A 12,857-nucleotide genomic window follows, 5' to 3' on the forward strand; every position below is an offset into this window, starting at 1 on the left:
CCCATTACGAAACCGCCGCGGCGGGGCCCGGTTTTACCTGGGGTTGGGGGCCAAAAAAACCCGGCCCCCGCGGCCCCCCCCCCCCCCCCCCCCCCCCCCGGGGGGGGGGCGCCCCCCCCCCCCCCCCCCCCCCCCCCCCCACTTCAGGTGCCTGTAACGGGCAGTCCCGTCACTGGTCCCTGTACATCTCCGCCACGAGGAACGCCAGGTCGAGCGACTGGCTGCGGTTGAGCCGCGGGTCGCACGCCGTCTCGTAGCGCTGGTGCAGGTCGTCGACGAAGATCTCGTCGCCGCCGCCCACGCACTCGGTCACATCGTCACCGGTGAGCTCCACGTGGATGCCGCCCGGGTGGGTGCCCAGCGACTTGTGGACCTCGAAGAAGCCCTTGACCTCGTCGAGCACGTCGTCGAAGCGGCGCGTCTTGTGGCCGGAGGCCGCCTCGAAGGTGTTGCCGTGCATCGGGTCGGTCACCCAGGCCACGGTGGCGCCCGAGGCGGTGACCTTCTCGACCAGCTCGGGGAGCTTGTCGCGGACCTTGTCGGCGCCCATGCGGACGATGAAGGTCAGCCGGCCCGGCTCACGGTCGGGGTCGAGGCGCTCGATGTACTGCAGCGCGTCCTCGGCCGTCGTCGTCGGGCCCAGCTTGATGCCGATCGGGTTGCTGATCTTCGACGCGAACTCGATGTGCGCGTGGTCCAGCTGCCGGGTGCGCTCACCGATCCACACCATGTGCCCGGAGACGTCGTACAGCCGGCCGGTGCGGGAGTCGACCCGGGTGAGCGCCGACTCGTAGTCCAGCAGCAGCGCCTCGTGCGAGGAGAAGAACTCGACGGTCTTGAACTCCTCCGGGTCGGTCCCGCAGGCGTGCATGAAGTTCAGCGCGTTGTCGATCTCGCGGGCGAGCTGCTCGTAGCGCTGGCCGGACGGGGACGACCTCACGAAGTCCTGGTTCCAGGCGTGCACCTGGCGCAGGTCGGCGTAGCCGCCGGTGGTGAAGGCGCGCACCAGGTTCAGCGTCGAGGCGGAGGCGTGGTACATCCGCTTCAGCCGCTCGGGGTCCGGGATCCGGGCGGCCTCGGTGAAGTCGAAGCCGTTGACGGAGTCGCCCCGGTAGGTCGGGAGCGTCACGCCGTCGCGGGTCTCGGTCGGCTTGGAGCGCGGCTTGGAGTACTGGCCGGCGATACGGCCGACCTTCACCACCGGCACGGACGCGGCGTACGTCAGCACGGCGCCCATCTGGAGGAGTGTCTTCAGCTTGTTGCGAATGTGGTCGGCCGACACTCCGTCGAAGGCCTCGGCGCAGTCGCCGCCCTGGAGAAGGAACGCCTCTCCCTTGGCGACGGCCGCCATCCGGGCGCGCAGCTGGTCACACTCGCCCGCGAAGACGAGCGGCGGATACGACTCGAGGTCCGCGATCACCGCGCGCAGAGCCTCTTGGTCGGGGTACTCGGGCTGCTGCGCCGCGGGCAGGTCTCGCCAGGTGTTGCCAGCACTCGGGCTGGTCTTAGCGTTCGCTGTCACGACCTCAACATTACGGGGTCGTGTCGGGCCTTCCGTGCCATGCCCACTAAATGAGACACCGGATTACATCCGGCGGTGGGGTAGGGTGCACCGCATGTTCGCGCTTTCGACCCAGCAGACCCAGAACTGGTGGTGGACCGCTTCTCCGGCGGCCCACTGACTGCGCGTACGCAAGACTTCGCGAAGGCCGCCCGAGGGCGGCCTTCGGCGTTCCCGGGGTCCGTTCCTCCCAGCGAGAAGGAAAACGGACCCATGCAGCTGCTCGACCTGCTCGACGATCCCCGCCCGTTCGCCCTGCTGCGCCGCCGAACCCCGGGCCACGACGAGAACCTCGTGGAGGTGTTCCTCGGCCCGGTCGGAACCTGCGAGCGCCTCGCCGACCTCCCCGACGAGGGCCTCGCGCTCGTCCCCTTCCGCCAGATCCGGGAGCGCGGCTTCGACGTCCGCGACGACGGGACCCCGCTCGCGGTGCTCACGCCCGAGGAGACCCACACGCTGACGCTGGAAGAGGCCCTCGCCCAGCTTCCCGCCCACGACGTCGGCGTCCGCTCGGGCGGCTTCGACGTCGGCGACGACGAGTACGCGGAGATCGTCGGGCGGGTGCTGCGCGACGAGATCGGGCGGGGCGAGGGCGCGAACTTCGTCATCCGGCGGACGTACGAGGGTGAGATCCCCGGCTTCGGACGGGCCGACGCGCTGGCGCTGTTCCGGCGGCTGCTGGAGGGCGAGCGGGGCGCCTACTGGACGTTCGTCGTGCACACCGGGGAGCGCACCCTGGTCGGGGCCAGTCCCGAGGTGCATGTGCGGATGTCCGGCGGCACGGTCGTGATGAACCCGATCAGCGGGACGTACCGATATCCGGCCGAGGGGCCGACTCCGGAGCACCTGCTCGCGTTCCTCGCCGACGGCAAGGAGATCGAGGAGCTGTCGATGGTCGTCGACGAGGAGCTCAAGATGATGTGCACCGTCGGCGACATGGGCGGAGTGGTCGTCGGGCCCCGGCTGAAGGAGATGGCGCACCTCGCGCACACCGAGTACGAGCTGCGGGGGAGGTCGTCGCTGGACGCGCGCGAGGTGCTGAAGGAGACCATGTTCGCCGCCACCGTCACCGGCTCGCCCGTGCAGAACGCCTGCCGGGTCATCGAACGGTATGAGCCCCTCGGGCGGGACGGTGTCGGCCGCGGCTACTACGCGGGCGCGCTCGCGCTGCTCGGCCGGGACGCCGGCGGCGCGCAGACCCTCGACTCCCCCATCCTCATCCGCACCGCCGACATCGACGCGGCCGGGCGGCTGCGGGTGCCGGTCGGCGCGACGCTGGTACGCGGTTCGGACCCGGCCGGCGAGGTCGCGGAGACGCACGCGAAGGCGGCGGGGGTCTTGTCGGCGCTCGGTGTACGACCCGGAAGGCCGCGCGAGGAGTCGGTACGCCCCAGGCTCGCCGACGACCCCCGGGTGCGGGAGGCGCTGGACGGGCGGCGGTCGTCCCTGGCCCCCTTCTGGCTGCGGATGCAGGAGCCCTCGCCGGAGTTGTCCGGCCATGCCCTGGTCGTCGACGGCGAGGACACCTTCACGGCGATGCTCGCGCACGTGCTCCGGTCGAGCGGCCTCGAGGTGACCGTCCGGCGGTACGACGAGCCGGGGCTGCGGGAGGCGGTGCTCGCGCACGAGGGGCCGGTGGTGCTGGGTCCGGGACCGGGCGACCCGTCGGACACGGCCGACCCGAAGATGCGGTTTCTGCGCGCCCTGACCGCCGAGGTGATCCGGGGACACCGGCACGGCGTCCTCGGCGTCTGCCTCGGGCACGAGCTGATCGCGGCCGAGCTGGGGCTGGAGATCGTACGGAAGGACGTGCCCTACCAGGGGGCGCAGACCGAGATCGATCTGTTCGGACGGAGCGAGACCGTCGGCTTCTACAACAGCTTCGTGGCGCGCTGCGACGACGAGGCGGCCGCCGAACTGGCCGCGCACGGCGTGGAGGTGAGCCGGAGCGGGACGGGCGAGGTCCACGCGTTGCGCGGGTCTGGTCGTGCCGGAGGCGCGCCCACGAACGCAGTCGCGGGGGTGCAGTTCCACCCGGAGTCCGTGCTGACGTTGAACGGGGCCGCCGTCGTCCGTGAGCTGGTCGGCGCTCTGCGCGCCGGCACGTCCGAGCGGCGGCCCGTGGTGTAGCTCAGCCGAAGAAGACGCCGACCTCCTCGTACAGCTTCGGGTCGACCGTCTTCAGCTTGGCCGTGGCGTCCGCGATCGGGACGCGGACGATGTCCGTTCCGCGCAGCGCGACCATCTTGCCGAAGTCGCGCTCGTGGACGGCGTCGATGGCGTGCAGGCCGAAGCGGGTGGCGAGCCAGCGGTCGAAGGCGCTCGGGGTACCGCCGCGCTGGACGTGTCCGAGGACGGTCGTCCGCGCCTCCTTCCCCGTGCGCCTCTCGATCTCCTTGGCCAGCCACTCGCCCACGCCGGACAGCCGGACGTGCCCGAAGGAGTCCTGCGACTCGTCCTTGAGCACCATCTGGCCGTCCTTGGGCATGGCCCCTTCCGCCACGACGACGATCGGGGCGTACGACGCCTTGAAGCGGGAGGTGACCCAGGCGCAGACCTGGTCCACGTCGAAGCGCTGTTCGGGGATGAGGATGACGTTGGCGCCGCCGGCCAGGCCGGAGTGGATGGCGATCCAGCCGGCGTGACGGCCCATCACCTCGACGACCAGGACGCGCATATGGGACTCGGCGGTGGTGTGCAGCCGGTCGATCGCCTCCGTCGCGATGTTGACGGCCGTGTCGAAGCCGAAGGTGTAGTCGGTGGCGGACAGGTCGTTGTCGATGGTCTTCGGCACGCCGACGACGGGGACGCCGTACTCGTCGGTGAGGCGGGCGGCGACGCCCAGGGTGTCCTCGCCGCCGATCGCGATGAGTGCCTCGACCTCCTGTTTGGCGAGGTTCTCCTTGATCCGGCGGATGCCGTTCTCCAGCTTCAGCGGATTGGTCCGCGAGGAGCCGAGGATGGTGCCGCCGCGGGGCAGGATGCCACGCACCGCCGGGATGTCGAGGCGCACGGTGTCGCCTTCGAGGGGTCCCCGCCAGCCGTCCCGGAAGCCGACGAAGTCATGGCCGTACTCCTGCACGCCCTTGCGGACGACGCCCCGGATGACGGCGTTGAGCCCGGGGCAGTCGCCGCCTCCGGTCAGTACTCCGACCCGCATGGAAATGTCCCTTCGCCGCGGTTACTGGTGAAGGCCACGCTAATGGTGATCCAGGTCACACAGGGATGGGCGCGAAGGGCTATTCCGGTGAACTATCGGGCAGTTGGCTCGCTCGCGTGCCGGACGGTGGTCCTACTCGTCGTCGAGGCCGCGCTCTATCGCGTACCGGACGAGCTCGACCCTGTTGTGCAACTGGAGCTTGCCGAGGGTGTTCTGGACGTGGTTCTGGACCGTGCGGTGGGAGATGACCAGGCGCTCGGCGATCTGCTTGTAGCTCAGGCCCTTGGCGACCAGCCGCAGCACCTCCGTCTCGCGCTCGGTCAGGCGCGGCGCCTTCGGCTCGTCGGTGTCCTGCGCGGGCGCGGGCTCGGAGGCGAGGCGGCGGTACTCGCCGAGGACCAGACCGGCCAGCCCGGGCGTGAAGACCGGGTCGCCGACGGCCGTGCGGCGCACCGCGTCCAACAGCTCCTCCGTCGAGGCCGACTTGAGCAGATAGCCGGTCGCGCCGGACTTCACCGCCTCCAGGACGTCGGCGTGCTCACCGCTCGCCGACAGCACCAGCACGCGCAGCGCGGGGTTCGCGGCGACGACCTCCTTGCAGACCTGGACGCCCGGCTTCGCGGGCAGGTTCAGGTCGAGGACGAGGACGTCGGGCGCGGCGGCCTTGGCGCGGCGCACCGCCTGCTCGCCGTCGCCGGCGGTGGCGACCACCTCGAAGCCGGACTCGCCCAGGTCACGGGCGACGGCGTCGCGCCACATGGGGTGGTCGTCGACCACCATGACCTTGATCGTGCCCTGCTGTTCACTCATCGCTTGTCCGCCTTGTCCCGCGAGACCTTCGGTACCGTCAGCTCGACTTCCGTGCCCTGCCCCGGAGTCGAGATCAACTCGGCGCTGCCGCCGAGCTCGCGCAGCCGCCCCCGGATCGACAGGGCCACGCCGAGCCGTCCCTCGCCCTCGGCCTGTGCGAGCCGCCCCTCCGGGATGCCGGGGCCGTCGTCCCGCACGGAGACGATGACGGCGTCGGGCTCGTCCTCGACCAGGATCCACGCCCGGGCGTCCTCCCCCGCGTGCTCGCGCACGTTGTCCAGCGCGGCGCCGACGGCCGCGGCCAGCTCCTTCGCGGCGGCCGGGGGCAGCAGGACCGGGGCGCCGGGTTCGGCGAGGTTGACCCGGGCGGCGGCATGGGGCGCGAGCAGCGCGCGGAGATCGACCGGCCCGTCGGAGTCGTCCGCCTCCTCCGCTTCCTCCACCGCTCGGACGAGCGCCCCATGGGCCGCGTCCTCCGACACCCGGGAGACCGGCACGAGTCCGCCGGAGACCAGGGTGCGCAGCGCCACCTCCTGCTCGCCGGCCAGACGCCCCAGCTCGGCGGCCTCGCCTCCCATGACCGCGCCGCGCCGCTGCACCATGGCCAGCACCTGCAGGACGCTGTCGTGGATGTCCCGGGCGAGACGCTCCCGCTCCCGGGTCGCGGCCTCGATCTCCAGGGCGCGGGCGAGGGTGCGCTCGGAGGCGCGGGCGACCTCGACGACGTAGCCGATGGCGATGGAGGCGACCCAGACGAGGATCACGTTGTGGACGGTGTCGCGGGCGGGGGTACCGCGCTCGACCAGGTTGACCGCGGCGACCGCGGAGGAGGCGACGGCCGCCCAGCGCCAGCCGCCCTTGATGGCGAAGGCCAGGACGGAACCCGCGGTCCATATCGACGGCAGCGTCGGACCGCCCGACTGGACGCGTTCGTGAGCGTCGGCGACGGGCGTGAGCAGGATGCCGGCGAGCGCGATGGTGAGGTCGGCGGTGAGGAAGCGCTTGGTGCAGGCGGCCGCGTTCGCGACCTTGGGCAGGGTGGCCAGGGTCCAGACGAACAGGACGCAGTAGTAGGCGACGGCGACCCAGGGGCGGACGAACCCGTCGTAGGCGGTGGCGAAGAAGCCGACCGCGTACAGCATCGTGAGCACCCGATACCCGGCGAGCGCACGCCACAGCGGCTGCTCGACCGACATCCGCATCACGCGCTCACGCCTGGCCATGTCCCCCGCCCCCCTTTTCCCCGCCGCCCCGAACGCTCGGACTACTGGTCCTTCTCGGCCTGTTCGGCCTTCTCCTTCTGGTCCTTCTCCGCCTGCGCGAGGGCGGCCTTCGCCGCCTTCTCCGCTTCCTTCTCGGCCTTCGCCGCATCCGCGATCTGCCGCTTGGCGGCGGTCGCGTAGATGTCGACGTACTCCTGGCCGGAGAGCTTCATGATCTCGTACATGACCTCGTCGGTCACCGCGCGGAGCACGAAGCGGTCGTGGTCCATGCCCTCGTAGCGGCTGAAGTCCAGCGGCCTGCCGATGCGGATGCCGGGCCGCATGACCTTCGGGACGACCTTCCCCGGCGGCTGGATCTTCTCCGTGTCGATCATGGCGACCGGGATCACGGGCGCGCCGGTGGCGAGCGCCACGCGTGCGAGGCCGCCGGGCTTGCCGCGGTAGAGGCGGCCGTCGGGCGAGCGCGTGCCCTCCGGGTAGATGCCGAACAGCTCACCGCGTTCCAGAACATCTATGCCGCTCTTGATGGCCGCCTCACCCGCGCCGCGCGCGCCGGAGCGGTCCACCGGGAGCTGTCCGACGCCCTTGAAGAAGGCGGCCGTCAGCCGTCCCTTCACCCCGGGCGTGGTGAAGTACTCGGCCTTCGCGATGAAGGTGACCTTGCGGTCGAGGACCGCGGGCAGGAAGAACGAGTCCGAGAAGGAGAGGTGATTGCTCGCCAGGATCGCGGGGCCCTCGGCGGGAACGTTCTCCAGGCCTTCCACCCAGGGTCTGAAGACGACCTTCAGCGTCCCCCCGACGGAAACCTTCATCGCGCCGTACAACAACCGAGTGCCTCCTGTGTGTGTCGTTCAGACCTTAACCCGGAGCACTGTCAAAGAGCCCGACGGCCCTGGTCGGTGTCCGTGCGGTCGCGTACGGTGAAGCAACCTGGACTCGTTCATGTCCCTCTCATGCCACTCTCACGAACAGGAGACCGATGGTGCCGGTCATTCCTGGAGCCGAGCCGTACCGCCATGACGGCGGGGAGGTGGGGGTCCTCCTCTGTCATGGCTTCACCAGTTCCCCGCAGTCGCTGCGCCCCTGGGCGGAGCATCTCGCGGCGCGCGAACTGACCGTCTCGCTGCCGCTGCTGCCGGGGCACGGGACCCGCTGGGAGGACATGCAGCTCACCGGCTGGCAGGACTGGTACGCGGAGGTCGACCGCGAACTGCGCGCCCTGCGCCGGACCTGCGCCCAGGTGTTCGTGGCCGGGCTGTCGATGGGCGGCGCGCTGGCGCTGCGGCTGGCGGCCAAGCACCAGGGTGCCGTCGCCGGCGTCATGGTCGTCAACCCGGCGAACAAGGTGCACGGCCTGTCCGCGTATGCCCTTCCGGTGGCCCGCCACGTCGTGCGGACGGCGAAGGGCATCACCAGTGACATCGCGAAGGAGGGCGGTGTGGAGATCGGGTACGACCGGGTGCCGCTGCACGCGGCGCACTCCCTGCGTGTCTTCTTCCGTCAGGTCGACGGCGAGTTGCCGCAGGTCACACAGCCGCTGCTGCTCCTGCGCAGCGCGCGGGACCATGTCGTGCCGGCGGCCGACTCGGCCCGGGTCCTGAGCCGGGTGTCGTCGACGGACGTACGGGAGGTCGTGCTGGAACAGAGTTACCACGTGGCGACGTTGGACCACGACGCGGACCGGATCTTCGAGGAGAGCTACGCGTTCATCGCCCGGCTCGCACCCAGTGTCGGCAAAGAAGGGACGACGGCAGGTGGCTGAGCACGACGCCGACCGCGAGGACCGCGAGGACGAGCACCGGGACGACGGCGAGCCGGAGGAGCAGCACGTGCCCTTCGACGAGGAGGCCGCCTGGGCGGCGATCGTCGCGGGGTACGGCGAGGAGCCGGTGGACCCGCCGGGCGCCAAGCCGTTCAAGTCCGTGGAGGACCTGGCGCTGCTGGAGGTCGAGCCGAACGACGAGGCCCCGAAGGAGCCGACGGAGTCGAAGGACCCGAAGGACAAGCCCGCCAAGCCGCTGGGCAGCTCTGTGGCCTTCGCGCCCGGGGTCGGCCCCCGCGACTACACCACGCCGGAGTCGACCGAGGACGACTTCGACGAGGACGACGAGGGCCACTTCGTACCGCCCGAGCCGCCGCCGCTGCCCGCCGCCGACACCACCGCCAAGTTCGCCTGGCTCGGTGTGGTCGGCGGTCCGCTCCTGCTCCTGCTGGCGGTGCTGCTCCGCTGGGACATGACGTGGTGGCTGGCGACCCTCGGCATCGGCGGCTTCCTCGGCGGCTTCGCCACGCTGGTGGTGCGGATGAGGACGGACGACGAGGACGGCGACGAACCGGGCCGGGGCGCGGTGGTCTGAGACCCGTTACGAGGCGGGGATTTTGAGGGCGGCCAGGACCGGAAGGTGGTCCGTGGCCGCCTGAAGATCGGCCCTGGTCACACCGGGTTGGTCCAGCGGCACCCCGCAGCCCAGGACCTCCACGCCCTTCGTCGCGAAGATCGCGTCGATGCGGTTGTGGGGGGCGCTGCGCGTCCAGGTGTGTTCGCCGCCCCAGGGGGCGGTGGCCCAGCCGTCCTGGAGGCCGGTGGCGACCCGTCGGAAGGTGCGGCCGCCGGGGCCTTCGTTGAGGTCGCCGCCCGCGATCGCGTGCTCCACGCCCATGTGGGCGAGCCGGTCGAGGAGGAGGCCGCCCTGGTCGTACCGCTCGTGCGTGTCCAGGCTGAGGTGACAGCTCAGGACGCCGAGCCGGGCGCCGCCGAACCGGACGACGGCGGTGGCGAAGCCGCGGCGGTGCAGGCCGGGGGTGAGGGGCAGCAGCACGTCCTCGGTGCGTTCGACGGTGGCGCGCAGTGAGGAGAGGATCGCCGGTCCGGCCGCCGGGGCGCCGCCGGAGAGGATCACCTGGCCGGAGGCGGCGGCGAGGCGGGCGAGTTTCTTGCGCCAGCGGAAGAAGCGGGGGGCTTCCTGGACGAGGACCAGGTCGGGAGTGCAGGCGGCGATCACGCGGGCGAGGGCGGTGGTGTCGTCGCGCATGGAGCGGATGTTGTAGCTGAGGACGCGGAGGACGGCGGAGCCGTCGGGTTCCGTGTGGGACGTGGGAAGCGGGGGCGTCACCATACCGTCACGATAAGTGGTGAGCGCAGTTCCCCGCGCCCTTTGGGGGCGCGGGGAACCTGCTTCAAGAGGTGGCACTCACATGATCGGGTCGGGCTCTCTGGCCAGGTCCGCCGCGCCCACCAGGCCCGCCTCGTTGCCCAGCTGGGCGGCGATCACGTCCGCCACCGGGCGCCAGTTGCCGCCCACCAGCCAGCGCTTGTACGACGTGCGGATCGGGTCGAGGACCAGGTCGCCCTCGTCGGAGAGGCCGCCGCCGACGATGAAGGCGGAGGGGTCGAAGAGGGAGGCGAGATCGGCGAGGCCGGCGCCGGCCCAGCGGGCGAGCTCGCGGTAGGAGTCGACGGCGACCGGGTCGCCCTGGCGGGCGGCCATGGAGATGTGCTTGCCCTCGATGCCGTCGGGGGTGCCGTCACCGAGGCCGAGCAGCACCTCGGCGCGCTCGGGGGTGGCGTTGGCGCGCTGCTTGGCGTAGCGGACGAGGGCGCGGCCGGAGGCGTACTGCTCCCAGCAGCCCTGCGAGCCGCAGCCGCAGAGCAGGCCGTCGGGGACCATGCGGATGTGACCGAACTCGGCGGCGACGCCGAAGTGTCCGCGGCGCAGCTTGTTGCCGATGATGATGCCGCCGCCGAGACCGGTGCCGAGCGTGATGCAGATGACGTTGCGGTGGCCCTTGCCCGCGCCGAACTTGTACTCGCCCCAGGCGGCCGCGTTGGCGTCGTTCTCCACGACCACGGGGAGACCCACGCGGGCCTCGACCTTCTCCTTCAGCGGCTCCTGGCGCCAGTCGATGTTGGGGGCGAAGTAGACCGTGGAGCGCTGACGGTTGACGTAGCCGGCTGCGCCGATGCCCACGCCGACGATCTCGTGCCCGGCGCGCGCGCCCTCCACCGCGGAGGCGATGGCGTCCACGATGCCCTCGGGCGTGCCCGGGGTCGGCACCTTGAAGGTCGAGAGGATGTTGCCTTCCTCATCGACCACGCCGGCCGCGATCTTCGTGCCGCCGATGTCGACGCCGATGGTGAGTCCCATGAATCCCTCAGTTTCGGTCGAGCCCCGCTACGGCCAACCGTACCCGAGGCCCTGCCGTCAAAGACCCGTCGTCCGCCCGGCGGACGGGCCCGGGAGAGGGACCGTCAGTCCAAGTCGATGCGCTGGCCCGGGCCGGTGCCCTCGCCATTGTCCCGGTCGTCCCGGGGGTCGTCGGCGTCCTTGTCGGGTCGGTGCAGGTCGCTCGCCCCGGTCGTCCAGCGTTGTTCCTGGGCCTGGACGGCGGAGCGGTAGGCGGCGAGGAGTTCGTTGCCGGCCGCCGCGAGGTGGTCGAAGACGTCGGGGTTGCGTTCCATGACGGGCTCGACGGCGGCCTTGGCCTGCTCCACGACCTGGCGGACCACCTGCTGTGCGGCCGGTCCCGCGACCGCCCCGAGGAGCGGGGACTGCAGGCCGGACAGCTTGTCGGCGACCGAGTCGACGAGCTTGCGCAACTCCTCGGCGGCCGAGCCGGGGGGCGGGCCGTACTGGGCGCGGCGACGGGCCTTCTCCTCCGCCAGGTCCTCGGCACACGCGGTGGCCCAGGCGTCGGCGTCGGTGGCGCGAGTTCCCTCGTCGACCGCGTCCTGCTCGGGGCTCTCTTCGCTCATGACGCACTCCTGACTACGGTTCGTCTCTACGACGTTACCCGAACGGGGGTACGTGGTTCACCGGGCTCGCGGCCACAGGTCGGGGTCCGGTGCGAACCGGACGCGCAGCTCGCCTTCGCGCAGGGCGGCGCCGTCGACGGTGCAGCGGCGCAGGGCGGACGGCAGCGCGACGATGCGGCGGAACTGGCCGGTGGTGACGACGAGCTCGTCGCCGCGCCGGACGAGGTCCAGTTCGTCGCGTCGGGCGCCGGGCAGCGGGACGTGCCAGACGAGCACGCCGTCCTGGGCGATCCGGTCGGTGATCGGCCACTCGACCGGGGAGGCGTCCGGGTTGACGCCGGGGACGGTGAGCGCGGCGAGGTCGTCGGCGCCTCGGGGGTCGCGGCCGAGGTGGGCGACGGTACGGACGTCGTCGTACTCCTCCTGCCACTCCGCCAGGGCCTTGCGCTGCTGGGCGACGAGTCCGGCGAGCCAGGTCCCGGTCTCGTCCTCGGGCAGGACGCGGTTGGCGACGAGGGCCTCGGTGCGCAGGCCGCGCAGGGCGAGGCCGAGGGCTGCGGTGCGTACGGCGTCGGCGCCCGCCGGGCCGGGTTCGGCGACCAGCCGTACGACGGTGTTCCGGTCGGCGACGACGGCTTCCACGGCGGCCAGTTCCAGGTCCCAGCGGGCCGCGGTCTCGTACAGCCACTCCGAGGGCATGGGGACACCGGCGAGGCGTCCCAGGACCGGGCGCAGGGCGCGGGCCGCCTGTCGCTCGGCCGGGAGCAGGCGGCGCAGGTAGCGGCGGAGTTCCTCGGGGAGGGAGAGGAGGGTGAGGGCGTGGGGGGTGGGCGGCAGGTCGACGACGAGGAGATCGTGGGTGTCCGACAGCGCGGCGTCCCTGATGGCCCGCAGCAGGGCGAGTTCCTCGGCGCCGGGGAGGGGCGTGACCTCCTCCGGGTCGAGGCGGGAGGCACCGAGCAGGTCGAGGACGGAGGTCGCGCGCTCCTGGAACGCGGTGAGGTCCTCGCGGAACGCGGCGGCGGCGTCGGGGCGCCAGGCGGTGAGGTGATCGGTGACTCGGGTCGGGGTGGCCCCTGTCCCGGCACCGAGCGCCGCGCCCAGGGTGTCGGTGCGGTCGGCGCTAAGAACAAGCGTGCGAGTGCCCTCACGGGCGGCCCGCAGAGCAGTCGCCGCGGCAACAGTCGTACGACCACTGCCGCCCGGGCCCGTGATCAGGATGGTGCGCATGGGGGTGAACGGTAACGGAGGTTGCGGTGAACGCGGGTTGCCTGGTGCTCCGGCGCTGGAGCGGACGGAGGTTGGTCGCGCAGCCCGGCGCTGACGGGTTGCCGCCCGCGCCCACCCTCC

General features: G+C 71.8%; 13 protein-coding genes. 4 read left to right on the forward strand and 9 right to left on the reverse strand.

The window, feature by feature from the left end:
• Positions 1-169 precede the first annotated feature (169 nt).
• On the reverse strand, positions 170-1,522 hold the full coding sequence (locus tag ACFYWX_RS45765; RefSeq protein ID WP_389431431.1) for a class II 3-deoxy-7-phosphoheptulonate synthase: 1,353 nt from the start codon (positions 1,520-1,522) through the stop codon (positions 170-172).
• Between the two features lie 94 nt (positions 1,523-1,616).
• Between ACFYWX_RS45765 and ACFYWX_RS45770 the strand changes: the two genes are divergently transcribed.
• Positions 1,617-1,682, forward strand: coding sequence for a trp operon leader peptide (locus ACFYWX_RS45770; RefSeq protein ID WP_389431494.1), 66 nt, complete (start codon positions 1,617-1,619; stop codon positions 1,680-1,682).
• 92 nt (positions 1,683-1,774) lie between these two features.
• Positions 1,775-3,691 carry an anthranilate synthase family protein gene (locus ACFYWX_RS45775; protein WP_389431433.1) on the forward strand — a complete coding sequence of 639 codons (1,917 nt, stop codon included), beginning with the start codon at positions 1,775-1,777 and terminating at the stop codon, positions 3,689-3,691.
• 1 nt (position 3,692) lies between these two features.
• Here ACFYWX_RS45775 and ACFYWX_RS45780 read toward each other — a convergent pair whose 3' ends face one another.
• The 4 genes from ACFYWX_RS45780 to ACFYWX_RS45795 all read right to left on the reverse strand — a co-directional run bounded on the left by ACFYWX_RS45780 (position 3,693) and on the right by ACFYWX_RS45795 (position 7,566).
• On the reverse strand, positions 3,693-4,721 hold the full coding sequence (locus ACFYWX_RS45780) for a 6-phosphofructokinase (protein WP_389431434.1): 1,029 nt from the start codon (positions 4,719-4,721) through the stop codon (positions 3,693-3,695).
• Positions 4,722-4,853: 132 nt separating this feature from the next.
• A complete protein-coding gene (locus ACFYWX_RS45785) occupies positions 4,854-5,531 on the reverse strand; it encodes a response regulator transcription factor (RefSeq protein WP_133926887.1) in 678 nt (225 codons plus the stop codon).
• The gene (gene macS, locus ACFYWX_RS45790) at positions 5,528-6,754 is read right to left on the reverse strand and encodes a MacS family sensor histidine kinase (RefSeq protein WP_389431436.1); all 1,227 of its coding nucleotides are present in this window, start codon (positions 6,752-6,754) and stop codon (positions 5,528-5,530) included. Before macS ends, ACFYWX_RS45785 begins: the two co-directional genes overlap by 4 nt.
• A gap of 41 nt (positions 6,755-6,795) precedes the next feature.
• Positions 6,796-7,566, reverse strand: coding sequence for a lysophospholipid acyltransferase family protein (locus ACFYWX_RS45795; protein ID WP_389431437.1), 771 nt, complete (start codon positions 7,564-7,566; stop codon positions 6,796-6,798).
• Positions 7,567-7,736: 170 nt separating this feature from the next.
• Here ACFYWX_RS45795 and ACFYWX_RS45800 point away from each other — a divergent pair, with 170 nt between their 5' ends.
• Entirely contained in the window at positions 7,737-8,516 is a 780-nt protein-coding gene (locus ACFYWX_RS45800; protein WP_389431438.1) for an alpha/beta hydrolase, read from the forward strand.
• Complete coding sequence (locus ACFYWX_RS45805; RefSeq protein ID WP_389431439.1) at positions 8,509-9,111, forward strand: hypothetical protein; 603 nt, start codon at positions 8,509-8,511, stop codon at positions 9,109-9,111. The genes ACFYWX_RS45800 and ACFYWX_RS45805 overlap by 8 nt, the downstream gene beginning before the upstream one ends.
• Positions 9,112-9,117: 6 nt before the next feature.
• On the opposite strand, the gene ACFYWX_RS45810 is transcribed toward ACFYWX_RS45805, so the two are convergent.
• From ACFYWX_RS45810 to ACFYWX_RS45825, 4 genes are all read right to left on the reverse strand, one after another.
• Entirely contained in the window at positions 9,118-9,870 is a 753-nt protein-coding gene (locus ACFYWX_RS45810; protein ID WP_389431441.1) for an endonuclease/exonuclease/phosphatase family protein, read from the reverse strand.
• 75 nt (positions 9,871-9,945) lie between these two features.
• On the reverse strand, positions 9,946-10,899 hold the full coding sequence (locus ACFYWX_RS45815; protein ID WP_389431442.1) for an ROK family glucokinase: 954 nt from the start codon (positions 10,897-10,899) through the stop codon (positions 9,946-9,948).
• Positions 10,900-11,003: 104 nt separating this feature from the next.
• The gene (locus tag ACFYWX_RS45820) at positions 11,004-11,507 is read right to left on the reverse strand and encodes a DUF5304 domain-containing protein (RefSeq protein WP_389431443.1); all 504 of its coding nucleotides are present in this window, start codon (positions 11,505-11,507) and stop codon (positions 11,004-11,006) included.
• Positions 11,508-11,564: 57 nt separating this feature from the next.
• Positions 11,565-12,737, reverse strand: coding sequence for an ArsA family ATPase (locus ACFYWX_RS45825; protein ID WP_389431445.1), 1,173 nt, complete (start codon positions 12,735-12,737; stop codon positions 11,565-11,567).
• Between the last annotated feature and the right edge of the window lie 120 nt (positions 12,738-12,857).

The organism is Streptomyces sp. NPDC002888 (assembly GCF_042888465.1).
GTDB lineage: Bacteria > Actinomycetota > Actinomycetes > Streptomycetales > Streptomycetaceae > Streptomyces.

What these genes read in the sequence shown, in the direction of transcription:
- ACFYWX_RS45775 (WP_389431433.1), top strand. Translation starts at nt 1,775, where the DNA reads ATGCAGCTGCTCGACCTGCTCGACGATCCCCGCCCGTTCGCCCTGCTG.
- ACFYWX_RS45815 (WP_389431442.1), bottom strand. Translation starts at nt 10,899, where the DNA reads ATGGGACTCACCATCGGCGTCGACATCGGCGGCACGAAGATCGCGGCC.
- ACFYWX_RS45825 (WP_389431445.1), bottom strand. Translation starts at nt 12,737, where the DNA reads ATGCGCACCATCCTGATCACGGGCCCGGGCGGCAGTGGTCGTACGACT.
- macS (WP_389431436.1), bottom strand. Translation starts at nt 6,754, where the DNA reads ATGGCCAGGCGTGAGCGCGTGATGCGGATGTCGGTCGAGCAGCCGCTG.
- ACFYWX_RS45795 (WP_389431437.1), bottom strand. Translation starts at nt 7,566, where the DNA reads ATGAAGGTTTCCGTCGGGGGGACGCTGAAGGTCGTCTTCAGACCCTGG.
- ACFYWX_RS45780 (WP_389431434.1), bottom strand. Translation starts at nt 4,721, where the DNA reads ATGCGGGTCGGAGTACTGACCGGAGGCGGCGACTGCCCCGGGCTCAAC.
- ACFYWX_RS45785 (WP_133926887.1), bottom strand. Translation starts at nt 5,531, where the DNA reads ATGAGTGAACAGCAGGGCACGATCAAGGTCATGGTGGTCGACGACCAC.
- ACFYWX_RS45820 (WP_389431443.1), bottom strand. Translation starts at nt 11,507, where the DNA reads ATGAGCGAAGAGAGCCCCGAGCAGGACGCGGTCGACGAGGGAACTCGC.
- ACFYWX_RS45810 (WP_389431441.1), bottom strand. Translation starts at nt 9,870, where the DNA reads ATGGTGACGCCCCCGCTTCCCACGTCCCACACGGAACCCGACGGCTCC.